The sequence below is a fragment of the Shouchella tritolerans genome (assembly GCF_025770735.1).
Lineage (GTDB): Bacteria > Bacillota > Bacilli > Bacillales > Bacillaceae_D > Shouchella > Shouchella tritolerans.
In genome coordinates this window covers 136733-162314 of the sequence record NZ_JAODPB010000001.1, presented here as the reverse complement: position 1 = coordinate 162314, position 25582 = coordinate 136733, and the positions used below count along the sequence as shown (strand labels likewise).

Sequence of the window (25582 nt, the reverse complement as noted above, 5' to 3'; positions counted from 1 at the left end):
TTGTTTTACATGATACAGTAAATGTCTCCTAACCGCAACCCTTCTTTTCGCTTTTTGTAGATCCAATTTAAATAAATTTCAAAATTAATAGGATATTAAAGTTATAACATTTAAACATCATATCTGTGTCATTTTCTTATGGTGGTTTCTGCAGTTAGATCTGAAATACATAGTAGGTGTGTCAGTTGTTCGTCCTTCAAATAGAAGGTAGGAAATGTCCCTGCTTCGTTACTGTATAGGAACTAATATTTCACACAAATGATTATCAATCATTTGTGAAGTATATCTTTCTATAATTGGTTGTTCTCTTATTGATAGATTATTTCTTTCTATCTCAGAAAAAATATTGCCCCAACATTCACTGACTGCCTCTTTTGTATGGTCAAGCAAAAAAACAGCGTATTTCCCACCAGAAAATTCTCCAATATGAGCTGGTTTTGTCACATTAAAATCTTTATTTATAACAACGCAAACATCATAACGACACTCCTCTTTAGGAGTAATCTCTGGGTTATCTTGCGGTATGCCTAAAATTATAGAATCATCAAACACACCATTTAATTTTGCCCACTTTTTAAAATTCTCCATTAATTTTTTGTTTTGCTTTTCACCATACTCCCCAACATTTCGGAAATAAGCAATCCTTGATTCAGGTACTTCTTCAATAGTTATTTTCATATTTTAATCCTCCTTTCTTAGATAAAGTAATCCGATTTAAAATATTTTTCAAGTTATTTTTTAAAACTATTTCTGATATATTAGTTTAATTAATCCATTAGTCCACTATGTATTCTGAAGACCCCTATAACTCTTTTAAAAGGAGATCATCTCTAAACAAAGGCCGTTAGTTGAAAAGGGATAGCCCACCGCCCATAATGATGGACAATAATGAACCGTATTCAAAACATTCACTTCAAAAAGTAGGTGAAAAAGAGATGGGCCATGAGACCAACCTTCGCAATCCCACGGTTAGAATGCGATACAAAACTTCCCCATCACACTCAGTTGCTTCCCCTCCCTAAACCTTAACTCCATTTTTAACAACACGTTTAAAAATGAAGACTATTTCACTATGCCTAAAGCGCTTTTTTTCCATTTATTGCGGGTACTAGTGGAATTTTCCCTTCGTCTTTTTTATGATAAAACTAAACACCTCATGGCGAGAGTGAAGGTGGGATAGATTAATGAAAAAAGGCATTTGGATTCCGATCGTTGTCTTGATTGTATTAGGAGGAGGGGTCGTTATGGCGTTCGCACTCAACGGTTCAGACGATATCGCCTTAACAGATGATTTTACAAGTAGCTTTCTTGACACGGAGGTCGAAACGGATGAAGGCTTCCATTACTTTCAATCAGAAAAAAACAACTTTTCCATGTGGTTTCCTGCGGGGTATTACATCGAAAATGATCCTGTCGGTTACGAAAGTAAAGACCATTTTGAATTTCTCAATATCCATGAAGATCAATCACATTCTAACGAAAAAGAGTACTGGGGATTTATTCAATTAAAGTACCGTGGCAATATGACAGAACATGATGCTGAGATACAATTACAAATTCTACTAAAAGACTTCGGGTTTAATGACCAGTATGAAGAACTTCAAACAGAAGCTGCAACGATCTATTACGGCTCTTCCTACTATAAGTTGGAAGAAAACAGGGGCGTAACTTACGATCCAGCCACGCATTCTGCAAATCAATACTTTGCGTTGGTTCTAAGCCCTGACCGTAAAGAATTCTTGGTTGTTGATTATGAGTTATATTGCAAGGAAGAAGAATCATGTACCATCAACGATGAACAAGAAAACCGCTTTTTCAATACACTTATACATAATATCCGCTTCCAAAAGTAGGTGAATTTAAATGGGATTTGAGGATAACACTCGTAATGCTATTACCGCTCTCCAATATGAAAGTGGAGAGCCATTGGATATTGACTCCCTTAAAAAGGTGTTGGATTCTTATAACATTACCGACATCAACTACAACGACATTACGATTTATAAAAGCAGTGGCGAAAATATTGACTCCCCTATCGGCAACGAGTCTGGCTTTGACGGTGCTGCGATCCACCACTACAACGAAGAAGAAGGCATTAACGACATTTACTACATTTTTCGCGGCACTGAAGTTGACCTCGACGCACCCGAAGATGTCATTTACGATGCTTTCGGTGTTGTTGCAGGTGTTTCAGATAAGCAAATCGATGATGCTCGCCGCTTTTATAACAGGGTTGAGTCAGACATTGCCAAAAAAACAAATGGTGACGAAATTAAACGCTATGGCGATGGTCATTCTCTTGGAGGGCATTTGATCGTTAGTGTCGCCTTAATTGAAAAAAACTTTGATGACGTGCGCGGTTTAAATGATGCCCCCGTTAACTTAAAACAACTTGTAAAACTGGATCCAGAATTTAGACGCCTTATTGAACGAAATATGGGCACAACAGACATCTCCGACATACCCGAAGAAGAGCTCGTTCTCCTTGCTCGCGACTTTTATGCCGCTGAAGCGAACACCATTAGCCATACACGCGTGAAAGGGGAGCCTCTTTACGCACAATCGATTCCGTATACGTTTTATCCAGGGGCAACCATTCATTATTTAGGCGGTATGGAAACGCCTGAATTTCCTGATGTGCTGACGCCAAGGACGCCGTGGCCTGGATTAACGGAGGTATTTTCCAGACCCCCTATGTTTGGTACGTTTGTTTCTCTTGGGCTTGGCATAAATGCAGATTTAGATCGGGTTGCCTATAATGCCAATATCAATCATCTTTTGCAATTTATCACGATCATTGGCGAGGAAATGACGGTTGCCGAGCTTTCAGAATTAATCGGCAAAGCTAAAGACAATCCGTGGGCAGCACTTTCAGACATGCCTGAATCTGTAAATGAACGCCTGAAAGAGGAGGTAGGGCTCGGCCATATCGTCGGCGGGTTATGGGCCTTAAAAAATACAGCCGTCTATGAAAAAGTGCTTGCTGTAATCAATGCCAAGGAGCAATTTGATTTGCATAGCATCGGGACATTAATTGAACTGTATGACCAGCCTGGCCATCAACCGGTCACGTACCGGCTTGAGCCTGGGACAGGTACACACATCCTCGTTGATGAAGACAGTCTTGTTAACGCGTTGCAGGCCATGGAAGGGGCACTGGAACAAAAGCGCGAGGCTCTTGGCCTTCTTTACCACTATCGTAATATGGAACTTCATGAACGGATGTTCGAACAACGGGAACGGGTCGAAGGTATGATGAGCAACAAAGAGGCGAATTGGCAAGCGTTTTTGCAAGAAGCAGGCCATACGTATTCCAAGGATGCCATCCGCAAGCCAACAGGGGTGACTTTCCGTAAGGAGTTTGATCCTGTTCCCGCCAGTGCGGTTGAACAAATCGACGGAATCATTGAAATGTATGAATTGGATATGCGCGCGCTGGAACAATTGGTGCTTGACTACAAAGAAAATTTGCGTGGATTGTTTGCGGCTGATGAAGCATTGGCTCAATCAATTAAGTAAGGGGGAATATCGTTGTTTGATTGGCTAAATCCGAATGTGGGTACCTACCGCTTTCCTTTTAATCAAAGCGGCTTTGAAGAAGATGTACGGCGACAGCCTAACCTGGCCCAAGAACAAATGGAGACAGGCACCGACCAACTCACCCATGCGTTAACATGCCTTGAAGGGCAAGAAGGCAAGTTTGCGGATCGTTTGAGGGAGCGCCTCGAATTCCAGATTTCCTCTGAGCAAACAAAAGGATTGTTTGTTCGCAATGCCATTTTCCTCCATACCGCAACGTTAGGAAACACGGTCGCTGATTACCATAAACAAAAGTACGACATTCATACAGAAATGGACCAAGACGCGCTGGACCGGCTTACTGAGCGTTTGTCAAATAGAGGGCCTGGCCTTTTGTGAAAGGAATGGTGCAAAAAAATGTGCGCTGTTCCTTTTCACTTTGTCTTTAGGCTACTGTTTCATCCCGTCAAGTTGCTTTTTCGTGCAGCCTATCCTACTTACATTTCTAAACTGGCCCCCGCTCTTTCCCAGAGGCAAACAAGAAGCCACAGGGACTATCACTACTACCAAAAGCGAGCATCAGCTCTATTACGAAAGAGAAACAACAACGCTAGTCCCCCCCTTTCAACACCTGAATAATAAATAAGACAAACCTTTTTATAGAAATGAAATGAAAATATTGTATTATTTTAATAAAAGGAGGGTCGTTATGCATTGGAAGATTAGCGCTCTTTTAGCAGTGGTATTTTTTATGTCTATGTCCGGGTGTTCAAACGGCGAGGAGTTGTTAATCGGTTCTTACCAAAGTGATGATCAAATTGTTTTTACCGAGGAGAAGACAATAAAAGACCCAGACACAATTAATGAGTTTAAGGCCATTATCCATGAGTCGGCTATTAGCGAAGAGCCGGCATCTACAGAGGGATATCCTAATAGTGTGATCCATATAAATAACTGGGATCACTCGACGATGGTGATGATGGTCTATCTTTGGTTTGACAATAATTCTACTATTACTTTTCGTCGGGGTATTGAAGAAGATCAGTATTATTCAGTCTCTGAAAAGGACTCGGAGCGCATAAAGGAATTATTGCATCTAGACGAGGCTGAGTAAAATTTGTTGTGTATCGAATATGATGTTTATGCTAGCGATCATAGAAGCTATTCCCATTTAATAGCCCCCACTGTTTTATTGACCTACCTTTTGTTTTTATTCAATCAAACAGAGAGGATTCATCTTCAATGAACCAATTGGACGACTTGTATGAACCAAACTGGGAAAACACTGCTAACAAATTAATGGAGTATCATGTTGAAGCGTTGTTTGTCCACGATCAACATTCACGGCTGTTGACAATAAACGAAAACTTGGATCCAACCGTTCCCGCTCCTACATTTTTCTTAGGCCGAACGATTGACGGTAAGGCCGTTTGCCGATTTCGCTATGATGTAGCAGACAAGACTGCTAGGCGTTTACAAGAATTGTCTTTAGAAGAACCCTCCATAAGCGAGTTCCCAACAAAGCCAAAGTATTTTGCAGAATACATGGCTCTCCTTCATGGGCAACAATATACAATGGGACCGTGCTATTTTGTCCCTAGAATTGTCACTCCCTCACTACAAGTCAAAAGCCTGACCCGGGATAATGCTGCTAACTGGTTGCCACATGAATTTGAGTGGCTTATCCGAGAATTAGATGTGTCTCAGCCTTGCGTTGCCGTTGTCCATCAAAATATAGCCGTTTCCATCTGCCGGAGCGTTCGTATTACCAATTTCGCGCATGAAGCGGGAATCGAAACATTAAAGGAATATCGCGGAAATGGGTTTGCGCCTGCCGTTGTTGCCGCCTGGGCTATCGCTGTACGAAAGTTGGGTTGTTTGCCATTATACAGCACGTTAGCGGAAAACCATTCATCTCAAAGCGTTGCAAGTAAGTTAGGTTTAGCCTACTATGGAAGTAATTTTACGATTGCTTGATTGAATGTGGACCTGTTGCAAGTAGCTTTGTACGGGCAAAACGGGCCTCGTTTCTTTTTACCTATTCCACGCACCAGGCAGAATGGCCTCTATGTTGAAAGGATTTGATCGAATGCATGAACGTTACATGAGATTAGCACTAGACAATGCTAAAGCAATGAAGGGGCAAACAGACCCAAATCCTCTTGTCGGCTGCGTGCTTGTGAAAGAAGGACGGATTATTGGCGTGGGCGCCCACTTGAAAGCTGGGGAAGCCCATGCAGAAATAAACGCGTTGCGCATGGCTGGCTCTGAAGCGAAAGGCAGCACCGCTTATGTTACGCTGGAGCCTTGTTCCCATACAGGGAGAACAGGACCGTGCGCTGTTGCGTTAGTGGAAGCCGGCGTCAAAGAAGTCATTATTGCTACCCTTGATCCAAATCCCTTGGTCTCCGGTAATGGCGTACGTATCCTTGAGGAAGGCGGCGTCCATGTTCAAACCGGTATCTTGGAAAAAGAAGCGGTGCAGTTAAATGACGTGTTTAATTACTCGATTGTCAATCGTATGCCCTATGTGACGCTAAAAGCAGCTGTCTCGCTCGATGGAAAGATTGCCGCAAAAACAGGCGACAGCAAATGGATTACTTCCAGTGAAGCGCGCCAAGATGTCCACCGCCTGCGTACAGAAAACCAAGCGATTATCGTTGGCGTTGACACTGTTTTAAAGGACAACCCTTCGTTGACGGCGCGAATCGCCAATGGGCGCAACCCGATCCGAGTGATTGTTGACTCCCATTTGCGCACACCGGTCGATGCAATTGTCGCAACAGACGGCCTTGCCCCGACATGGATTTTTACGGCAGCGGAACCTAAGCATTTGCCCGAGAAGCAGGAGCGATTGGAAAAGGCTGGCGTCCGCCTCGTACAAACGAGCGGGACAACGAAAGTCGATCTCAAGGAAATGATGGCGTATTTGTACAAAGAGTCGATTTCCTCTGCCCTCCTCGAAGCAGGGGGAACGTTGAATGCCGCTTTTCTTGAAGCCCAGCTTGTGCAAAAACTAATCGTCTATGTGGCCCCAAAGCTCATTGGCGGCGCATTGGCGCCAACCTTTTTAGAAGGAAGCGGCATCGACAACATGGCTGACGCGTTGCCGCTTGTTTTCAGTGAAGCCACGCAAATCGGACCGGACGTAAAACTGACTGCCTATATCGTTTCAGATAAGACGACGAACTAGACTGTTCAAAATACGCAGCGGTTAGGAGAGACCTTTTAGCCGCTGCTAATTGTATGTGTGGCCCCCCTTAGCCACTTTGGCCAACAAATTCATCACACTCTCTCCTTCATTCCCATTGCTCTTTACTAAAAATGGTGAGTCCTTCCAAGTAACCATATAGCAGTTTTCGCTTTAAAAGGATGAAATTTTCACAGCATAAAGCTTAGGCTATCGCTCATTAAGGGGTACGAGAAATCATACATGGTTGCTGGAAGGTTCGATTTCTATTTTGGCGGGCCTTAAATTCCCCCTTACCAATTACATTTCCTTTGACCCATTAGCAAACAAATAGCTAAACAAACAAGGTTTTTTTAGTGAAAACGACCTGTAATATGACAAAATTTACACCTCTTTAAAATCCAATTGTAAAATAAAAGAAAATAATAATGGTTTATTACCCATCCCCTCTAAACCACTAATCGCCTTAATTACCAATTAATAAAAACAAACAAACTCATTCATTTCGCTAATATCAACGGATTAAGCGGTTATTCCGATAAAAAAGAACACCATATTGCATCCAAAAAAACAGTCTCAAAGGACCTGTTCATAAGGACTACAAAATGGTAAAAACGAACATGAACTCCATTTTGAAGGAATAAAACGGGCGACTAGTCGTGTCGTTCTTCAGAAGTCTTGACGTGTTTTTGGAAGCGAATTAAATTGAAAATAGATTGCTATTTTCATAGATAAACGCATTTAGCAAGAACGATTCCGAAAAGATTGGTTTTATTTCATTAGACAAGCAGGAAAAGCGAGTTTCAAGCTGCAGGATTTTTTGATGAATAAGAACAGCTTCGTTTTTCCAGGGTCGTTCGCTATTGAGATATACCAACAGCCAACAAATGCTTTAGAAACGGTGATGGATGGAAGTGGAGATGCGCAAAAACAGATTGGCGAAATTTTGAGACAAAAAAGCTTTTTCGCCGAACAAGTCGATGCTTATGCGGCATCGGATATTTCTAATCTGGAAAGGAGGCTTCCTGTTGTGGAAGGGGCCAATCCTGATTTACTGGATGCCAGAGTAGGGTATTTGCCAAAAGCGGCTTTGCCCTTCCTAGGAAAACAGATTGTCCTGTTCATTCATGTTTCCACAGTGAGTATGGCAATATCAATTGTTAAAAGGATTTTCAATAATAGAAAGGGCCCTCTTTTACTACTGACTTCTCTATCTTGCGCTGCTGCGCTAGTTCCTTTGAACATTCGTTCGGGAAAGCGGTTTGGCAATGTGTACTATCCGTTCGATTTGCTTCATTTAATGGGTAGTGCTGTCTCTATCTGGTTTAAGGATGACTTCACATGCATACTAGAACATAAAAGCATGCGGCAACACTGCAAAAAATGAATGAACACAGAGATCAATTTTTGGCAAACATGTCAGAGGAATTTAAGAATCCGCTCCATGGTATTCTTAACATGTCTCAATCCGTTTTAAAGAGAGAACGGCATATGTTACAGGAAAGAAGCATTAAAGAGCTTGAAACCGTTTTGTCGATCGGACATCGGCTGACATTGCGTTTGAACGATTTGATTGACATGATGAGCCTGCAAGAAGGATCCCTACGTCTACAGAAAAAAGCGATAGCGATTCAACCTATTGTCACTGGAGTCCTTGACATGCTGCAATATAGCACAGAAGTCAAGCGTATTAAAATGGTCAATCAAATCGCTAAAGACTTCCCGCCCGTCATCGCTGATGAGAGTCGGCTTGTTCAAATTGTTTACAATTTATTGCATAATGCTGTCAAATATACGGATGAAGGGGTTATTTCCGTCCGAGCTTTTAAGGAGAACGGGAATGCTTTTATTGTGATTTCCGATACAGGAATTGGCATGGACGAGGACATCCTTAAGCGCCTATTTCAACCGTACGAGCAAGCTAGTACAAACGAGACTATGATTGAAGAAGGTTTTGGGCTAGGTTTAAGCATAAGTAAGCAATTAGTGGAGCTTCATGGAGGCACATTAGATGTGTCCTCTGTTTTAGGAGAAGGCTCGACTTTTACACTTTCATTAAAATTAGCTGAATTGAAAGACGAGCAAGACAAGAGCGTCCATCACACATTCGAACAGTCGTCGTCAATCGTGCCCACCCTGAAAAAAAAGCCACTCTATATGAAAGAAGTCGAAGCCCAGTTAGCTACGACACAAACTAGTTTAAGCGAAATACATCATGGTTGCCCCCGTATATTAATGGTTGATGACGAGCCTGCCAATCTTCAAGTACTTGAAGGGATACTGTCACCAGAAGATTATGATGTAACAATGGTGACAAGCGGCAAAGAGGCGTTGGCTATGTTAGATGCGCAAGAGTGGGATCTCGTTATCTCAGATACGATGATGCCACAGATGTCTGGATACGAGCTAACCCGAATGATTCGCAAGCGATTTACACTGATCGAGCTCCCTGTTTTGCTCCTTACTTCCAGAAGCCAATCGAAAGATATTCAAAGTGGCTTTATGGCCGGGGCCAACGATTACGTGACAAAACCAGTAAAAGCGCTAGAATTAAGAGCACGGATTGAGGCGCTAACGACGATCAAACAAATGGTTCAGGAACAATTGCGCTTGGAAACGGCATGGCTCCAAGCACAAATTCAACCACACTTTTTGTTCAATGCCTTAAATGCGGTAGCAGCTTTAAGTGAAACCGATCTGGATAAAATGCATGATTTGCTACAAGAATTTAGCGACTTTTTGCGCGCCAAATTCCAATTTCAAAATATGGATGAACTCGTTCCGATTGAGGAAGAGCTTAGCCTGGTGCGCTCCTATCTCTCTATTGAAAAAGTCCGTTTTGAGGAGAGGTTGGAAATTGATTGGCAAGTAGAAGATAGCGACATAAAAGTCCCGTTTCTTTCCATTCAACCATTAGTAGAAAATGCGATAAGGCACGGTATTATGAAACGCCCCCACGGCGGAAAGGTCCTCATTCAGGTTTCTAACAATAAAACACATGCCGTCGTATCAGTAGAAGATGATGGAGTCGGAATGGACGACGTTCAACAGCAACGGATTTTAGAGAGAAAAGCCGCTAGCCGGTCAGGGGTTGGATTAATTAATACGGACCAGCGGTTAAAACGGCACTTCGGCACAGGGCTTCAAATTGATAGTAAAAAAGGCAAAGGAACAAAGGTATCGTTTCATGTGAAGCACAGAAATGGATAAAACGAAACACCACTACCCTTGCAAGCATGGCGGCCCTAACTAGGGATAGGATCCGCCATGCTGGCTTTAAGGTATAGCCGGAAGGAAACATGAAGCGATTAACGGCACGCGTCGTCTAGTGAACGCTCCCCTTCCCCATCTATTCCCATTCCAACCGAAATACAAATACATATTCACACGCCTCAATAATTTGCGCTATCCCTTCTTCCGTTCCCGCTGGGCCAGAAGATACTTCCTCTCCATTAAAGAAAACGACAAGGTTTTGCCCTTCTTTCTCAAAATCAAGCGTTGTATTGGCTATACTTGTAAACGGGTCATCTTTCAGATTTGGCAGCTCCATCCGTTGACTGCTTTCCATAGACCCTCCTTCTTCGGCAAGCATAAATCCAGCTTCGTATATCGCCATTTCGCCTACCTCTTCGTAAAGCCTAGGACTGGCAATCGTTACGATCATTTCTTCCCACCCTGAAAACAACCCCTCGCCTTCCTCTGCATGCATTGTATAAATCTCTTGTGTCCACTCTTCTGAGCGTTCGCCATTTTCATAGGCTTGGAGCTTGAATGATAGTGTCGTCGCATCTGGGTCGAAACGGGAAACGTCATACACAAATGAATGGCTGTTGCCGACTTGCAAATAACGTTGTTCGAGTTCAGAAAGTTGTTTAGGCTCTAACTGATTCGCCTCCGCTTGGCTGCAAGCTGTTAACAACAAGGCAGATAGCAATAAAAACGCTTGTTTCTTTCATAAGGACCTCTCCTTTTGCCAACTAAATTTTCTGTTTTTCTATAGAGACCATTTGTGTATGCCCCTCTCTCTGTAAACAGAGAAACGAATCAATCACTCTATTCAGCCATACTCGTATAACCAAATGATAGGAACAGTTGGCTTGCCGTCCAGCCTGCACCTGCACCGACACCAATCAGCACCACGACAATCAGCAGCCGCAGCCATAAGCGCATTTGCCAATACGTGTTTATACGAAAAAGTGCCCAGCATAAAGCCAACACAATAGGAAACAGTGCTACCATCAAGAAATAGTACATCGAAACAGGAGGATTGTCGGTAGCCGTTGTCCAATAAGGCTCTTCATCATATATGTTCGCGAACGGATAAGAGGCAGTCATTTCCCGCAAATGGGCACTGACTTTCGCTGCTTCGGTTTCTAGTGGATACACCATCTCCTCCTCCGTAAACGTGTCTATTTTTACATCAAGTTGAGCTGCTAAAGATGCAGGGATTAAGAACGAATAACGGCCTAAATGTTGAAAATTCTTTTTGGCTGTGCCCATCACATGGAAATCAACGCCATCGCCTAACGTTCTCTCACTATTGGCTGTTGTTTCCTCCTCCCACGACACTAACTTGACTGTCTGATCAATCATATACGGGTGGCTTAGATCGTTGCCAATAACGACGGCTCCGTTGCTCGCCTTCATGTCGTCTACTGACAGCAACGGTGTCACATCCAGCAGCGACAGAATCATTTTCCAGTGCTGATCTGGAACGGCTAACAAGTCTACGTATATTTCCGAATAACTTGTTTCGCTTTCCTCGACAATCAGATAATTGCCTTGGTTCGTTAACGTCACAAATGAAAAACCATCCGCGCTTAGCTGTTCTAGAAACTGGTCAGCCTGCTTCTTAGGCGCTTGTAAGCGGACAAACGGCCATATGTGCTCTTCCTCAGCTGTCCAACCATAAAGCGCTTCTCGCTCCTGCTGCAATTTGTCGATCTGGCAGTTGCTGATAAGATGAAATGGCAAGAAATGCAACAACCGCCGATAAAGCGACTACCACGAATCCCGTCTTAACTGGATACGGTAGATGCCGATGTGGTTTGGGATCGGCTAGTGCATGAGCTATGAGAATGCTTCTTCCAAGCACTACGGCCAAAAGTAGAAGAAGGACCATTGCCAGCAAGGCAAAACGAAGTGGAACCGGAATATAAGCCAATTGAGCAACATCTATATAAAGTGATAACTGTGGCGCCAAGTCTTTTGCTAAAGCAAAGCCAAACAGATGGAACGCCGCCAACGCCAAAAGCGTAGAAAAGACAGCTAAAATAATCGCTAGCACACTACTGGCAACGACCAATTGTCGATCTAGCCTTTTAGGAGAGTACCCTAAATAAACAACTGTTCGTGCCGCTTTTCGAAGCGCCAAGCCAAAACGTTTCATCGCTATTAGCCAAAACGCGATAAACATCGCTGCCGCTCCAAAAAGCAAACGATAGCCCGCAAATCGTAGTTGTTGAAAGGAAGCAGCCTCTAGCCCTTCGATGTAAAATAACCCTGATTGCGTGTCAATATTTTGGCGGACTGTCTTGCCAGTCCGCGCTTCGATATCGTTTCTTACTGTAGTCTTATCGTCGGTATCTGCCCGAATGTAAACGGTGGCGGTTTCATCGATGTCTTCTATTAATAACACTTCTCCCGACATGCCGTAAAACAGGCTGACAAATGTGTATGAATGACTGTTGCCGTTGCTGTCAATCAATTCAACTTTGTCTCCGTATTGGATGTCTGGAAAATGGACGGTAACAAAATTGTGCTCGAGCGCAATTTCACCCTTTTGAACTGGTGAACGATTGGTAAAATAATAATGGCCCGTTTCTACAAACTTTGGTTGATCAAACATTGATACTTCTATCGTTTCTCCAGTGGCTGTTTGCCAATCTGTAGTTGTCATGCTCCTCCATGTTTCATGCACTTCTGGCAAAGCAGCGATTTGGGCCATTGTTTCTGGAGAAGCCTGATTAATCGAAAAGTCGTATGTATAGCCAAGTTGAAATGCTTCGTTTTGCTTATAATTGGCATTTATTTGTTGTGCAATTAAAAATATGCAGGCGAAAGCTGCACACGCAAACATCGCCCCCACCAATGGAAAAAGCAGTGTTTTTTTATCATGCCTTATGTTAAGCCAAATCACTTTCCATAGCCTATGTATCAGCATTTGTTGCCTCCCCATTCACGAATAACGCCATTATCCAGCTCCACGTTATGGGGAGCCCACAGTGCCTCTTCATACGAACTCGTCGCAAATAAAATCGTTTGCTGACGTTTTCTCGCCCATTGCTGAAGTTTTTGGAACAACTCCAGGTCAATTGAGCCATCTACTAAAAAGACGGCTGGCTCAGCAGCGGCCGCCCGGGCAAGGCGAACTGCCTGACAATCATAATGCCCTAGTTCTTTGGTAGGAAGCGCCAATAACGGAGAAACGCCAAAATGGTCAGCAACTTCTTTAAGCCAAGCTTTGTTGCGCTTTTTTTGTTGCAACGCAGCTAAAAAGGCGATGTTTTCTTGTACAGTTAATTCAGCGAACAACGGTGCTTCCTCACTATAGACGCCGATTTCTTCACGGCGCATGAGGGCTTTTTCTTCCGTGCTGCAATTCGCTAAGTTGTATGTTCCTACGACTGCTTCTCCTTCGTCTAGCTCTAAAAGACCAGCAATGATTGCAAACAACGTCGTCTTTCCTGCGCCTTCGCTGCCGAAAATCGCCAAACATTCGCCTCGGCCTACACGTAAGGAGAGGCTTTTAAGTACTTGACGACGTCTTTTACCCCGTCCAAATCCGACTGTCACTTTCTCCAGTTCAATCTGTTTCAACTAGCGGCCTCCTCTCCACTTTTCTATTTTGCCATGGAAAAAACCGTTTTCCTAGTTTCATTTTAAACAATTGAACCACTATTTGAAAAATAGTCTTTGCTAAACGTATATAAGCGCATGACCTATAAATAAGCAACTATTGCTTAATTGCTTTTTTGTACAAAAAGCCCGCTTCCTAAAAGGAGGCGGGCTTTTATTCTACTACTTCAAGCTGTCTGGAAAGACGCTTAAATCGATGTCAAATACGATTGGCAAGAACGTGTAGACAGCGAGCACGATGAGAAGGGTGGAGAAAAGATTAAGCCAAAATCCGGCACGCACCATTTCAATAATTTTCAACTTGCCTGTACCGAAAATAATTGCATTCGGCGGTGTTCCGACTGGCAGCATGAATGCACAGTTTGCCGCAATCGCACATGGCACCATCACTGCAAATGGATGGACATTAATTGCCACCGCCAACGAAGCAAGAACCGGCATAATCATCGTTGCTGTTGCTGTATTCGATGTGATTTCCGTCAACATCATAATGAGCAACGTTGCACCACCGATAATAAGCAACATATGGAGTCCGTCTAGAACGGTCAGTTGTTCACCAAGCCATACAGACAGTCCGCTTGATTGGAAACCGGCTGCAATTGCTAAACCGCCGCCAAACAATAATAGTACGCCCCATGGAATGTCTTTAGAATCAGCCCAATCCAGAATGCGAGCGCTTGCTTTTCCAGGAATTAGGAACAAGAACATCGTTGCCATGATAGCCACCATGCCGTCTGAAATCCCTGGAAGTTGGAAGATCATTGCATTATCGCCACTCCAAAAGAAATCTTTTGTAATCCACATAAAGGCAGCAAAGGCAAACACGCCCGCGACAATGCCTTCTTCATAAGAGACGCGTCCAAGCTTGCTTCTTTCGGATTGGATCACTTCTTTCCCGCCTGGCAGCTCTTTAATTTTCGTTTTAAAGGCAATTCTGCCTAAATAAAACCACGTAAGCAGCAAAACTACGAGCATAAGTGGCGCAGCAAATAGCATCCACGAGGCGAACGAGACTTCAACGCCAAACAGTTCTCTCACTTGTCCAGCAAAGATAATCGTCGGCGGTGTTCCAATTAAAGTCGCAAAGCCGCCAATCGTACCAGCATAGCCGACACCGAAAAGCATTGCTTTCTCGAATTTAGGCAGCTCGCGCCCCTCTTTTTGCCCTTTTAGCGTTTCAGCGACTTGCGCCGTAATCGCAAGTGCCATTGGCACCATCATCATAACAGCAGCCGTGTTTGATACCCACATTGACAAAAACGCTGTTGCTGCCATAAAACCGAGCAAAATTCGCTGCGTACTTGTACCGATGACGGCAATGATAAAGAGGGCAATGCGTTTATGCAAATTCCATTTTTCCATGGCCGTTGCGATAAAGAATCCACCTAAGAATAAAAAGATAATGTCATTACCGTAGGATGAAGCAACAGCGGAGCCTTCCATTGCCCCTGTGATCGGCAGTAAAATTAATGGCATGAGCGATGTCGCTGGAATCGGGATGGCCTCCGTCATCCACCATGTTGCAATCCATAATGTGACCGCCAGCACGTGGCGCCCTTCTGTTGGCAGCCCTTCTGGATGAAAGAACATCAGCGTTAGGAAAAACAAGAGCGGGCCTAACAAAAGGCCGACAAGCTGAGCGCGGGAATAGGGTTTTTTTCCTTTCGGCTCTGGCTGCCCTCCATGGCTTTGCGTTGACTGTTCGTACTCAGCCGCTTCTCGTTTTAATGCACTGCTCCCTTTTTGGGCATATGAAAAAACATTAAGGGCGCTTTTCGTTCTTTTATGTTGCTGCCATAAGCGGTCCCATGTAATTGAAAAAGCTTGTTTCATGATGATCACCCCTAATCTGAAAGCGTTTTCTTATTTTTCCATAAGAGAGGGGGCTCCGTCTAGTTTTTTTAATTAAATGAAACTAGCTTTTAAAAACAAGGCTGCTTCTGGGCTTGCTTTATACGTTTGCAAGGGTCTGCCGGAACTTTGGTAAACGAGTTCTTTTTCAACGAGCTGCTCTTCTTCAAAGAAACGCATGTATTTACGCAACGACACATGGGAGATTTCCGTGCGCGCTTCCAGTTCTGCAGCAGCAAGCCAGTCGTCTGCTTCGATCAGGCAACGCAGCACGCGGATAGCCGTTTCCTTGGCAATGCCTTTAGGCAACGCGTAAACTTTTTGTTGCCCGCCTTTATGAAGAAGCCTGTCTACATCTTGCTGTGTAAAGGATACATTGGCGTCTAGCCGGCTAGCACGGTAACGGTTTAACGCTTCTTGAAAGCGAGCAAATGAAAATGGCTTGATCAAATAATCGACAACGCCGTAACGGGAACCCGTTTGCACGGTCTTCGCATCGTTAGCGGATGTAATCAGAATCACATCGGTATTCGTGTCTTCCGCGCGGATCCGTTTTAATACGTCGAGGCCATTTTCCTGGCCGACAAACACATCCAGCAAAAGCAGATCCGGTTTTTGCTCTTGGATCAAGTGTATGCCTTGTTCAAGCGTGTGGGCTTCTCCAATTAATTCAAAACCTGCTACTTTGCTTAAGAAAAGACGGTGAAACCTTGCTACATCGATATCATCTTCAATCACCGCTACTCTAATCAAGGCCGTCCCCTCCTTTTTCTCCATAAGGAATATGGATCGTGACAATCGTGCCTTTCCCTTTTTCCGACAAAATATCGATCGTGCCATAAAACGGCTTCAATTTTTCTCTAATATTCGCAAGACCGTAACCACGGTCGCCTCCTTTTGTAGAACGCTGGGAGGTCTCCTGTTCAGTCGGTGAAAAACCGATGCCATTGTCTTCAATCACATATCGGAGTACTCCACCAGCTTGTTTAAGCGTCAGTGTTAATTTTTTTTCGTCTATGTGTTGCATTGCTTCCCACGCATTGTCAAACGTGTTGCCAATGACCGTTACCCAGACGTCTGTTAAAGCGGTATTCATGCTTGGCCAAGGTGTGCCGCTTTGCACGTGCACAGTCACGCCCATTTGTTCAATCCAGCCAATTTTTTTGGCCAAATAGTGGGCAATGCTGACATCCTCTACAAGCTGTTCTACTTGGCTCGCTGCACTTGCTGTCCGTTTATGGTACCGTTCCGATAATTCCTCAATATAGTTTGTTAATTCTTCGTACGACTCCGTTTCCACCATTGCATGAATGATGTGGAGCTTATTCATAAACTCATGTGTTTCACTACGCAAACTATGGGCATACACTTCGGCGCCAGCAAGGCGTCTCATTACATCATCTAAGTGGCTCCGCTCATTAAAAGTCGCAAGGGCGCCAACACATTTTCCTGCTACATACATCGGCACGCGTGTCGCCACCGTTTCCACATCGCCTTTCTTAATCGGCTCACTAGAGAATGCGCTAGTCGCTGTCAACGCCTCTTGTAGCTTAAGCTCAGGCCAAATCCGATCAATTGGTACGCCATCAAACTCTCCATGATACCCAGTACGCCGCAAAAATTGTTTCGCCGCATCATTAGCCATGAGGACTTCGCCGTCTTTATTGATCGCCAAAATCCCTTCATCGACTGCTTCAAGCATCGAATTGCGCTCCTCGACAGCTAAAGCAATCTCCGCAGGCTCCAACCCGTTAAGCGTTTTTTTAATGCTTTGCCCTAACATCGAAGCACCGACAATGCCAATGAGCAAGCTGCAAAATACGCTCCAAATAAGCATCGATTGGCTATCCTTTACCGCTGCGGCGATAGCCTCAGTCGAGATGCCGACAGAAACAGCGCCAATTTGCTTGCCTGCCTCGTCCCAGACAGGTTCAAAAGCACGCATCGACGGCCCAAGCGTCCCCACTCCTTCTGATGTGTAGCGATGGCCGTTAAACACATCCACCGCGTCTTCACCAACAAATGTTTGCCCAATTCGTTCCGCTACTGGATGTGTGTAACGGATACGATCGTTATCCATTACGACGATATATTGAAGGTCATTTTCCTCCCGAACCGTTTCTACGTAAGCTTTTAGCTCGTCATTGGTTTCTCCGGCAACTAGAGCAGCCTTAGCCATCTCACTATGGGCGATATGGCTTGCACTAATGCGCACTTTTTCCGCCAAATGTTCTCTTGCGCCAGTTGCTTGGCTATGGGCCACAAAGGCGCTCAAAATCAAAATCGAAACGAGTACAATTAAACCGCTAAACAGCATAATCTGCCCTTTTAGCGGCAGCCGCTTATACCCTTTCATGACAGGCACTCCTTTTCATACAGTAGTACTATGATAACAAGCTTTTATACAAATGAAAGCAAAAACGCCTTCTTTTAACACATTTCCGAAAGAAGTCTCCCTCTTCACGCCAACGGTGAGGGGAGATGAACATCGGTTGGGCGATAGCCAATCAGCTAACTATGATGCTGTTGTAATTGAAGATTTAGATATAAAAGGAATGGCACAAGCACTGAAGTTTGGTAAAACTGTCGCTGATAATGGATGGGGAATGTCCACTTCTTTCTTACAATACAAAAGGAAAACAACTGATCAACATCGATAAATGGTTTCCATCTATAAAGACTTGTTCGCAATGTGGTTCCATAAAAAAAGGCATGATCCGAACGTACGTATCAATGTGTTTGTGGACGAAGCCTGGATATGGATTACAATTCAGCAATCCATATCAAAAAAGAACGGATTCGCTTATTAGCCACTGCCTAATGAATCGATAAACTCTTGGAACAAGAGGGGGCGTTTGGTCCATTTCGTCAGCTCCCACTTCAAGCGACCTGCAAGGGTGATAAGTGGTGGGTAGTTCACGTGGTATACTAACCATAAACCGCTTATAAGGAGCATACAAATGGACACAGAGACACTTGCCATTTACAATCAAGCAAAACAAAAAATTAGCACAGCAACAAGAAAAACAGCCCACGAAAAGGGGCTTTGGCACGAAACATTCCATTGTTGGATCGTCGATGATTCACAAACCGAGCCTTACATCTATTTGCAACAACGGAGCGCCCACAAAAAAGATTTCCCTAGCTTGTTTGATATTACCGCAGCTGGCCATTTGCTCGCAGGTGAAACAGCTGAAGACGGTATGCGCGAAGTCAAAGAAGAATTAGGGATCGACATTCCTTTTGCTGACCTAGACTTTCTCGGCCAATTCCGCTGTATGCCGAAACACCATGATATCTATGATTATGAGTTTGCTTATACGTACGTATACAGGCAACATATCCCGTTTGGGCAATTTCGATTACAAGAGGAAGAAGTCGCTGGTATGGTGCGCGTGCCTTTTTCTGCTTTCTATCAACTCTGTTTTGGTTCGGTCGAAGCGATCAAAAGTGACGGGTTTGTCGAAGAAGGCAAGATTCGCCGCCCTTATTGCGAGCGAGTAACATTGAATGATCTTGTTCCTCATCAACCAAGTTTTTTGCAGCTAGTAGCCATTTCAATCGACCAATTGCTGAAAAATGAAAAACCACGCTAAAAAAGGCTTACTATGCCTTGATAAGGGAAAAAGAGTAAACGCCTAGGAAGTTCATGCGAAGGAGAAAGGACATTAACAATTTGCCAAAACATTCACCCGGTTCGCCAGGCACCGATCCACTACAAATAGAAGCCAATGATGAAAACCACCTCATCGGCCTAACAGCCACTTGGCGCTATGAAGATAACCCCACTCCTTCCTTGAACGCACGCAAAAACAGCGGGTAATCAAGCGTGACGGCAATTCGGGGGCCTTCATTTCTAATGCCAGGACGAAAATCAACATAGGTCAGTCCTTGTTCTTTACCATATGTAATGATTTCAATTGGACGTTCAATATAACCAGCCATCTCCGGTGTCCGGATGAGCATAAGCGGCACCAAATCATGAATAGGGGCCCCAATGATGCCAGGCATCATTTGCTGGTGCACCTCCATGTAATAGGCGCAAATATCCCGTATGACATGGGAAAATGGATTTTTTGCTTGTTCTGCCCACTTGTCCACTATTATTGCTGGCAGCACCGCCTGATTGGTGATGTTTAAGGGGGCAAGCGTTAGCGGAGTAGCACGGCTTATGACAAGCTGTGCCGCGTGTGGGTCGCCGTGAACATTTGCTTCAGCTAGCGGAGTGGCGTTTCCGGGAATAAAAAAGGCTCCTCCCATTACATAAAAAGAATGGACGTACGTCATTTCTTTCTCAAACCCGACAAAAGCAGCTGCGAGCGCTGTCATTCTCCCCGTATCGACAATGATCACTTCTCCCTGAAAACGGGCAATGATTTCAGGAACCATAGCAAACGGACGCACTGGAATCTCGTCATGGGCAGGCAATTGAATCGGACCCATTCCGCCCTCTCCATGAATATTAGGATAGTATGCTAAGTTTTCCTCAACAATTGGCATGCTTGCTCCAGATATAAGCGGGATGTCTGTCCGCCCCGCTAAATGGAGCAAATACGCAGCGTTCGTAACTGCTTGCTTCTTACTGACATTGCCATAACTAACGACAAGCCCGATTAACTCAATAAATGGGGCGGAGAGGGCATACATAATCGCCAACGAATCATCGATTCCAGGGTCGCAAAACATCAGCACCTTTTTTTTCATGCTTTCCTCCTGTTTGTTTCTTCATATATCCTATGATGGAAACGATCTGGTTATGAGGAAACAAATGGGATCGCATGCTTTGTGTAAAATAGTCTTGATTGAAGGGACGAATAGCCAAAAAGCCCTCTTCAAGCATCCAGTCGAAACGGGTCATTCACACATCAAAATAAATGTGGTAGTGTCTAGCACATCCGGGGTTGAAGCGTGTACGACAATGGGTGCATTCCCCTTTTTCAAGATAGTCGCTAATCGCCAGCGTTTTTCGGCATTTTCCACAATAAATCGCGTTCGCGCTAAACTCACTCTTTGGCCACTTTTTAATCTCATGCCCAGCAGACTCAGCATGACACTTATAACACGGATAAAAATGGCCACAGCAAGCAAATTGGATCGCAACGACATCCATTTCTTGCTGGTAATGAATACAGCGTGTTTCTTCGTCAATTGGAAACCCATGTATGTTTGGCAAGCTGCTCACTCCCTTGTTGTGTAAAAGGGCTGCACTCCTCGTCTGACAAGCGTTTTCTATCAGTCTGAATGATTTTGTCGACTTTGTCGACAACCTTAAGGGCTGCACTCACCGCAGCCCTGGGACTTTTCTATCAGTAGATGATTATTTTTGAAACAACGAAACAACAAAACCAATTACTGCCCCGAGCAAGGCGGGAACCACCCAAGCTAATCCAAGTTCGGCAAACGGCAACGCTAGAAAGCCGAGATAGCCCCAATCTGGGTTTGCAGCTAGCAAGCCGTCGTTTAAGCTTACGATTCCGGTAAACAAGACAGCAAATTGGTAAATAGAGCGTCTTTCACCAATCATTTTATCCAGAAAAGCAAGAAAAATGAGCACCATAATAATCGGATAAATAAAATGGAGCACCGGCACTGACAACGAAATCACATTTGCCAAGCCAAAATTGGCAATAACAAGGCTCAATAACGTAAACACCAACACAAGCGATGAATAAGAAAGACGCGGAAACCGTCTATTAATATAAATCGCACATGAAGAAATCAGCCCTGTCGCTGTCGGAATACAAGCAAATAAGAGCGCAAGGCCTAAAATCACATTTCCATAAACGCCAAAATACGCATTGGATACAGCTGCAAGGATTTCAGGGCCCGTTTGCGCGGAAATCGCAGTTGCGCTAGTCGCACCTAGATAACCGAGTCCTGCATAAACGGTCCCTAAACAAACCGCAGCCACAAGCCCTGCTTTCCACGCTGCTTTTTGGACCAATAACCGATTGTTCCCACCTCTGTCTTCAATCGCTTTAACAACGATGACACCAAACACAATGGAGGCAATCGTGTCCATCGTCAAGTAGCCTTCTGTGATTCCTTTAAATAACGGATAACTTGTATATGCTTCGGTTGGGGCCTGGTATGTGCCTAGTGGCCCGAACACAACCGCGGCTAACAATGTAAAAACGACAAGCAGCAAAAAAGGCGTGATGATTTTCCCGATGCGATCAACAAATTTCCCCGGATTCAGGGCAAGCGCATAAACGATCGCAAAATAAATTAATGTGAAGATTAAAAGGGAAAGCGAACTTCCGCCATTCGTTAAAAATGGCACAATCGCCATTTCATAAGATACCGTTCCCGTCCGCGGCACAGCAAACAGCGGGCCAATGGTAAAGTACGCCAACGTTGTCACCGCTACCGCAAATTTAGGATGAACACGCCTGCTTAACCCTTCCGCATCGGAGCTGCCAATATACGTAATCGCAAGCACACCTAGGATCGGCAGCCCTACGCCCGAAATTAAAAACCCAATTATGGCAGGCCATGCATGCTCACCAGCGTTCAGCCCCAATTCCGGCGGAAAAATTAAATTTCCAGCGCCGAAGAAAAGAGAAAATAGCATGAGACCAATAAAAAATATTTCTTTGTTTGAAATCCTTCCTGTTGACTCCATAACAATCCCTTTCTGAAAAATGCAATTATCTGACATATTACTGCACTAGTTGACGGCAGCAAAAATGATTCTAACATAGCTTTTCCCCACTGTCTATTTCCACCTTTTCCTAGCAGGCGGTTGGTTGCGCTTACATTGCATAAATGACGTAAAACACGCCCGTGTCTTTTCGCTCAAAAATAAAAGGAGAAAAAGCATACTACTCAGAAAAGAAGCCTTCATTACCGAACTAAGCGCAAGCTCCCATCTATCCTCCTCTTGAATAGTTTATTTAATAGTGAACTTTAAGCTTATGCCAAATAGCCTTCCAGTTCTTTTTCATCATCCGCTCCCTATAAATGGCAGCTCGTTCTTTTGTCTCAGTAAAATATGGGGTCGGTTTTCATTCTAAATGGAGGACATCTTCTATCCCACAAGGAGAAGCAAGAACCAAATGATCGTCTTTGTCTAACTTCACGCCTAAAGCAGTTGCAGTTTCTGGAAACTTTGAAATCGCATCTTCTGAAGACGTATAAGGCGAAAAATGATTCAAGACAAGACATGCATTCTTGCTTGATTTTTAACAGACCAAGGGATATCAGGCATCAAGTGTTTCAAACTGCCCTCTAATCCTTTTTCGACATTCTCGTCGATGTTGGTGTTATCAAAATAAATAACATCCACATCTGGTGTCTTCGTTCTATCATTAAAGCCGTGTAACGTATCCCAAATTTTAGACCGTACAAACCCTGCACATATCCACCAATCAGGTAAATCAAGGGAGCTTGCAGCCTTAATGATTTCCATCATTTTTTCATCACTATGAATGAGCTTTATGACATCCTCTTTATTCTGTAACATCTTAAATGAACCCCTCTCGCAAAACGAACATACATTCCTATCTTACCATATAAAAATAGGAATGAGTGTATTGATTCAACTTAAAAAGGAACAACGTTTACGAAAAGAGCAAGATAAATAAGTCAAAGAGAGAGTTTCTATGCCCCCTGCTGCTACCTTCTACATAACACTGAGCCATCCCTTCCTTTACCATAAGTTTCTCGAAACGATTTATTGAGCTTGACCAACATACATCATTCAATGACGAAACATTTTCTTATCGCCTCCTATTCAAAATCGGTCCTATCTACACGCGGCTGGCTGTTGTACGCTAAAAGAAAAGGGCAAGGAGGCTTTCCAAATGGATTTCCATGATAAGCGCAACCAAAACAGCTATAGCGGCCGCAATACCGATTCACGGTGGCTTACGACTATTGCCAGCCATCTGTCAAGGAAACACATCGATATTGCCGCTGACATTGGCTGTGGTGGAGGAATCTACACACGAGCGCTGGCAATGATCGGTATTCCTCATGTCATCGGTGTCGATTCGTCGGCGCAAATGCTCGCTGACGCCAAAAAAGCATGCCGGGAGTTTCAACAAATTGAGCTTAGAAAAGGGGATTGTGAGGACCTTCCTCTCGCAAGCGAATCGACTGATTTGCTTTTGGCAAGAGCGCTCATTCACCATTTGCCAAGCGTGCAGCCTTTTTTTCAAGAAGCGGCGCGGACATTAACAAGTGGTGGCCTGTTTATTATTCAAAACCGTACGCTTGACGATTGCTTTCTTCCCGGAAGCACTGAGCATGTACGTGGCTACTTTTTTTCTGCCTTCCCACGCCTGAGGAAAATAGAAGCAAAACGCCGTTTTTCTAGCGCTTACGTTCGCCAAGCTCTCCATTCTAACGGCTTTTTATTGTTGCATGAGGAAACGTTATGGGAGACACGGGCGATCCATCCAAGCAAGCAGGAACTTCTCGTTGATCTATCGAAACGGAAAGGGCGCTCGATTTTACATCAGCTTTCTGACCAGGAATTGGCTAAACTTGTACATGTGATTGATACGTCACTCGAACAGGACGGCCCGATCGTTGAGAAGGATCGTTGGACGTTATGGATTGCCGAGAAGCAGGCTGAGCGATAAGCCTTTATTTATAAAGCAGTATGCTGAGATAATGGAAAAAGTACGCCCTGGATGTGCTTCTTTCATTATCCCTCTCCTCTACGATATCCCTTTCGTCGTTGCCAACTCTACCATTGACGTGCCTAATCATGTGACTCGTCCCAAAACGGTTCTCGGCAAATTCGCTTTTCTATGGTAAAGTGGAAAACAATACATAATAAGGCAGGTGACTGCTGCAAAGCCAGCAATCGTATGAGTGAACAGTGGACATCTAAAATCGGTTTTATACTCGCTTCTGCGGGCGCTGCAATTGGGCTTGGCGCTCTATGGCGCTTTCCTTATTTAACGGGGACAAATGGTGGGGGCGCATTCTTTCTCTTATTTATTTTATTTACCGTTTTCATTGGTCTGCCGCTGCTTATTGCCGAGTTTGTCATTGGCCGTGGCGCAAAGCGGGAGGCGGTATCGGCTTACCCGAAGCTTGTCAACAGCAAAGCGTGGTCTTGGATTGGGCGTTTTGGCGTTGTCGGATGCTTTTTGCTGATGACGTTTTATGCGGTCGTTGGCGGCTGGATTTTGCTTTACGTGCTCTTATCGTTTGGCAATTTTGTCCTGGCCGATGGACGCGATTACGAGCAGTTGTTTGTCAGTATTACCGCCAGCCCTTGGTCTAGCATACTCGGTCTTGTGGTATTCATGTCCCTTAATGTCGTCGTGTTGTCTTTTGGCATTAAAAACGGGATCGAACGGGCTAACAAGTACTTAATGCCGCTTTTGTTTTTGTTCTTGCTTATTATTATTTTTCGTGGCCTCTCCCTTGAAGGCGCGATGGAAGGAGTTCGTTTTTTCCTACAGCCTGACTTTTCAAAAATAACCGCGCCAGGCTTGCTGGAAGCACTGGGTCAATCGTTTTTCTCGCTGGCAGTTGGCTTCTCTTGTATGGTGACATACAGTTCCTATCTGGGAGACAAGCAAAGTTTGCCAGGCTCGGCTGCGTACGTGGCAGCGATGAACATATTTGTCTCCTTATTGGCTGGGCTTGCGATTTTTCCAATTGTCTTTGCCTATGGCATTGAGCCAGCCTCTGGGCCAGGCCTGTTGTTTATCGCACTGCCTGCCATTTTTGCACAAATGCCTTTCGGTGCTCTATTTTTAACCTTGTTTCTATTGCTGTTTTTCTTTGCGACCATTACCTCGTCTTTAAGTTTGTTGGAAATTATCATTTCTGCATTTACCCAAAACAAAGGCTGGAACCGTCGCCATGTTGCCATTGGAAGCGGTGTTGTCGTCATTATTGCAGCCATTCCTTCTGCATTATCGGCAGGACTTTTAAGCGGGTTTGCTTGGGAAGAGAAAACGGTGTTTGATTTAACCGACTTGCTTGTATCCAATATCATGCTTCCCGTCGGTTGTTTGCTTATCGCTTTATTCGTTGGCTATAAAATCAAACGCGACCTATTGTTTCATCAATTTCAGATAGCATCGGGGCCTGTTGGCCGTGTTGCCCCTTTTTGGCTTTTTCTTATGCGTACGCTCGTACCCGCTACAATCCTTCTCGTGTTCATTGCCCAGTTTTTCTTATAAGGCAAAGGAATAC

The 25582-nt window shown here is 44.2% G+C and carries 20 protein-coding genes and 3 pseudogenes; 11 read left to right on the top strand and 12 right to left on the bottom strand.

Annotated elements, in window-relative coordinates; genetic code table 11:
• Nucleotides 1-228: 228 nt before the first annotated feature.
• Nucleotides 229-678 (bottom strand): AraC family transcriptional regulator, encoded by a 450-nt coding sequence (locus tag N6H06_RS00765; protein ID WP_062744819.1) that lies wholly within the window; start codon nt 676-678, stop codon nt 229-231.
• Between the two features lie 506 nt (nt 679-1184).
• On the opposite strand from N6H06_RS00765, the gene N6H06_RS00760 reads away from it, so the two are divergent.
• From N6H06_RS00760 to N6H06_RS00730, 7 genes and pseudogenes are all read left to right on the top strand, one after another.
• A complete protein-coding gene (locus tag N6H06_RS00760; RefSeq protein WP_263705418.1) occupies nt 1185-1853 on the top strand; it encodes a hypothetical protein in 669 nt (222 codons plus the stop codon).
• Nucleotides 1854-1863: 10 nt separating this feature from the next.
• Nucleotides 1864-3519, top strand: a complete 1656-nt coding sequence (locus N6H06_RS00755) for a DUF6792 domain-containing protein (RefSeq protein WP_263705417.1) — start codon at nt 1864-1866, stop codon at nt 3517-3519.
• 12 nt (nt 3520-3531) lie between these two features.
• Nucleotides 3532-3918, top strand: coding sequence for a hypothetical protein (locus N6H06_RS00750; RefSeq protein WP_095335678.1), 387 nt, complete (start codon nt 3532-3534; stop codon nt 3916-3918).
• Nucleotides 3919-4228: 310 nt separating this feature from the next.
• Nucleotides 4229-4633 (top strand): hypothetical protein, encoded by a 405-nt coding sequence (locus N6H06_RS00745; RefSeq protein ID WP_263705416.1) that lies wholly within the window; start codon nt 4229-4231, stop codon nt 4631-4633.
• A gap of 128 nt (nt 4634-4761) precedes the next feature.
• Complete coding sequence (locus N6H06_RS00740; RefSeq protein ID WP_263705415.1) at nt 4762-5496, top strand: GNAT family N-acetyltransferase; 735 nt, start codon at nt 4762-4764, stop codon at nt 5494-5496.
• A gap of 112 nt (nt 5497-5608) precedes the next feature.
• Nucleotides 5609-6712: a bifunctional diaminohydroxyphosphoribosylaminopyrimidine deaminase/5-amino-6-(5-phosphoribosylamino)uracil reductase RibD gene (ribD, locus tag N6H06_RS00735; protein ID WP_082808157.1), complete on the top strand. Its 1104-nt coding sequence runs from the start codon at nt 5609-5611 to the stop codon at nt 6710-6712.
• A 1126-nt stretch (nt 6713-7838) separates the two neighbouring features.
• Nucleotides 7839-9919: pseudogene (locus tag N6H06_RS00730) on the top strand (ATP-binding response regulator); the annotation flags it as partial.
• Between the two features lie 139 nt (nt 9920-10058).
• On the opposite strand, the gene N6H06_RS00725 reads toward N6H06_RS00730, so the two are convergent.
• The 7 genes from N6H06_RS00725 to N6H06_RS00695 form a co-directional block, all read right to left on the bottom strand.
• Nucleotides 10059-10643: a hypothetical protein gene (locus tag N6H06_RS00725; protein ID WP_263705413.1), complete on the bottom strand. Its 585-nt coding sequence runs from the start codon at nt 10641-10643 to the stop codon at nt 10059-10061.
• Nucleotides 10644-10762: 119 nt separating this feature from the next.
• A complete protein-coding gene (locus N6H06_RS00720) occupies nt 10763-11644 on the bottom strand; it encodes a hypothetical protein (protein ID WP_263705412.1) in 882 nt (293 codons plus the stop codon).
• Complete coding sequence (locus tag N6H06_RS00715; RefSeq protein ID WP_263705411.1) at nt 11604-12872, bottom strand: ABC transporter permease family protein; 1269 nt, start codon at nt 12870-12872, stop codon at nt 11604-11606. The genes N6H06_RS00720 and N6H06_RS00715 overlap by 41 nt, the downstream gene beginning before the upstream one ends.
• Entirely contained in the window at nt 12866-13528 is a 663-nt protein-coding gene (locus N6H06_RS00710) for an ATP-binding cassette domain-containing protein (RefSeq protein WP_263705410.1), read from the bottom strand. Before N6H06_RS00710 ends, N6H06_RS00715 begins: the two co-directional genes overlap by 7 nt.
• Before the next feature lie 201 nt (nt 13529-13729).
• The gene (locus N6H06_RS00705) at nt 13730-15400 is read right to left on the bottom strand and encodes an SLC13 family permease (protein WP_062744798.1); all 1671 of its coding nucleotides are present in this window, start codon (nt 15398-15400) and stop codon (nt 13730-13732) included.
• A gap of 72 nt (nt 15401-15472) precedes the next feature.
• Nucleotides 15473-16171 (bottom strand): response regulator, encoded by a 699-nt coding sequence (locus N6H06_RS00700; protein ID WP_064505244.1) that lies wholly within the window; start codon nt 16169-16171, stop codon nt 15473-15475.
• Nucleotides 16164-17774 (bottom strand): ATP-binding protein, encoded by a 1611-nt coding sequence (locus N6H06_RS00695; RefSeq protein WP_263705409.1) that lies wholly within the window; start codon nt 17772-17774, stop codon nt 16164-16166. Before N6H06_RS00695 ends, N6H06_RS00700 begins: the two co-directional genes overlap by 8 nt.
• Before the next feature lie 163 nt (nt 17775-17937).
• Here N6H06_RS00695 and N6H06_RS00690 point away from each other — a divergent pair.
• Together N6H06_RS00690 and N6H06_RS00685 are read left to right on the top strand one after the other, a co-directional pair.
• Nucleotides 17938-18239, top strand: a pseudogene (locus tag N6H06_RS00690) (zinc ribbon domain-containing protein); the annotation flags it as partial.
• Nucleotides 18240-18378: 139 nt separating this feature from the next.
• Nucleotides 18379-19014, top strand: a complete 636-nt coding sequence (locus N6H06_RS00685; protein WP_263705408.1) for an NUDIX hydrolase — start codon at nt 18379-18381, stop codon at nt 19012-19014.
• A gap of 175 nt (nt 19015-19189) precedes the next feature.
• Here N6H06_RS00685 and N6H06_RS00680 read toward each other — a convergent pair whose 3' ends face one another.
• The 4 genes and pseudogenes from N6H06_RS00680 to N6H06_RS00665 form a co-directional block, all read right to left on the bottom strand.
• Nucleotides 19190-20122: a nucleoside hydrolase gene (locus tag N6H06_RS00680; RefSeq protein ID WP_062744791.1), complete on the bottom strand. Its 933-nt coding sequence runs from the start codon at nt 20120-20122 to the stop codon at nt 19190-19192.
• A gap of 154 nt (nt 20123-20276) precedes the next feature.
• On the bottom strand, nt 20277-20600 hold the full coding sequence (locus N6H06_RS00675; RefSeq protein WP_318527481.1) for a CHY zinc finger protein: 324 nt from the start codon (nt 20598-20600) through the stop codon (nt 20277-20279).
• A 135-nt stretch (nt 20601-20735) separates the two neighbouring features.
• Nucleotides 20736-22043 (bottom strand): branched-chain amino acid transport system II carrier protein, encoded by a 1308-nt coding sequence (gene brnQ / locus N6H06_RS00670; RefSeq protein WP_062744788.1) that lies wholly within the window; start codon nt 22041-22043, stop codon nt 20736-20738.
• Nucleotides 22044-22314: 271 nt separating this feature from the next.
• Nucleotides 22315-22883: pseudogene (locus N6H06_RS00665) on the bottom strand (nucleotidyltransferase family protein).
• A 340-nt stretch (nt 22884-23223) separates the two neighbouring features.
• Here N6H06_RS00665 and N6H06_RS00660 point away from each other — a divergent pair.
• Both N6H06_RS00660 and N6H06_RS00655 read left to right on the top strand, forming a co-directional pair.
• Entirely contained in the window at nt 23224-24006 is a 783-nt protein-coding gene (locus N6H06_RS00660) for a class I SAM-dependent methyltransferase (RefSeq protein ID WP_263705407.1), read from the top strand.
• 231 nt (nt 24007-24237) lie between these two features.
• Nucleotides 24238-25569: a sodium-dependent transporter gene (locus tag N6H06_RS00655; protein WP_062744782.1), complete on the top strand. Its 1332-nt coding sequence runs from the start codon at nt 24238-24240 to the stop codon at nt 25567-25569.
• The last annotated feature ends 13 nt before the right edge of the window (nt 25570-25582 follow it).

Bases quoted from the DNA above. Each gene is read 5' to 3' on its own strand.
- N6H06_RS00765 (WP_062744819.1), bottom strand. From the start codon at position 678: ATGAAAATAACTATTGAAGAAGTACCTGAATCAAGGATTGCTTATTTC.
- N6H06_RS00760 (WP_263705418.1), top strand. From the start codon at position 1,185: ATGAAAAAAGGCATTTGGATTCCGATCGTTGTCTTGATTGTATTAGGA.
- N6H06_RS00755 (WP_263705417.1), top strand. From the start codon at position 1,864: ATGGGATTTGAGGATAACACTCGTAATGCTATTACCGCTCTCCAATAT.
- N6H06_RS00745 (WP_263705416.1), top strand. From the start codon at position 4,229: ATGCATTGGAAGATTAGCGCTCTTTTAGCAGTGGTATTTTTTATGTCT.
- N6H06_RS00740 (WP_263705415.1), top strand. From the start codon at position 4,762: ATGAACCAATTGGACGACTTGTATGAACCAAACTGGGAAAACACTGCT.
- ribD (WP_082808157.1), top strand. From the start codon at position 5,609: ATGCATGAACGTTACATGAGATTAGCACTAGACAATGCTAAAGCAATG.
- N6H06_RS00715 (WP_263705411.1), bottom strand. From the start codon at position 12,872: ATGCTGATACATAGGCTATGGAAAGTGATTTGGCTTAACATAAGGCAT.
- N6H06_RS00705 (WP_062744798.1), bottom strand. From the start codon at position 15,400: ATGAAACAAGCTTTTTCAATTACATGGGACCGCTTATGGCAGCAACAT.
- N6H06_RS00695 (WP_263705409.1), bottom strand. From the start codon at position 17,774: ATGAAAGGGTATAAGCGGCTGCCGCTAAAAGGGCAGATTATGCTGTTT.
- N6H06_RS00685 (WP_263705408.1), top strand. From the start codon at position 18,379: ATGGACACAGAGACACTTGCCATTTACAATCAAGCAAAACAAAAAATT.
- N6H06_RS00680 (WP_062744791.1), bottom strand. From the start codon at position 20,122: ATGAAAAAAAAGGTGCTGATGTTTTGCGACCCTGGAATCGATGATTCG.
- brnQ (WP_062744788.1), bottom strand. From the start codon at position 22,043: ATGGAGTCAACAGGAAGGATTTCAAACAAAGAAATATTTTTTATTGGT.
- N6H06_RS00660 (WP_263705407.1), top strand. From the start codon at position 23,224: ATGGATTTCCATGATAAGCGCAACCAAAACAGCTATAGCGGCCGCAAT.
- N6H06_RS00655 (WP_062744782.1), top strand. From the start codon at position 24,238: ATGAGTGAACAGTGGACATCTAAAATCGGTTTTATACTCGCTTCTGCG.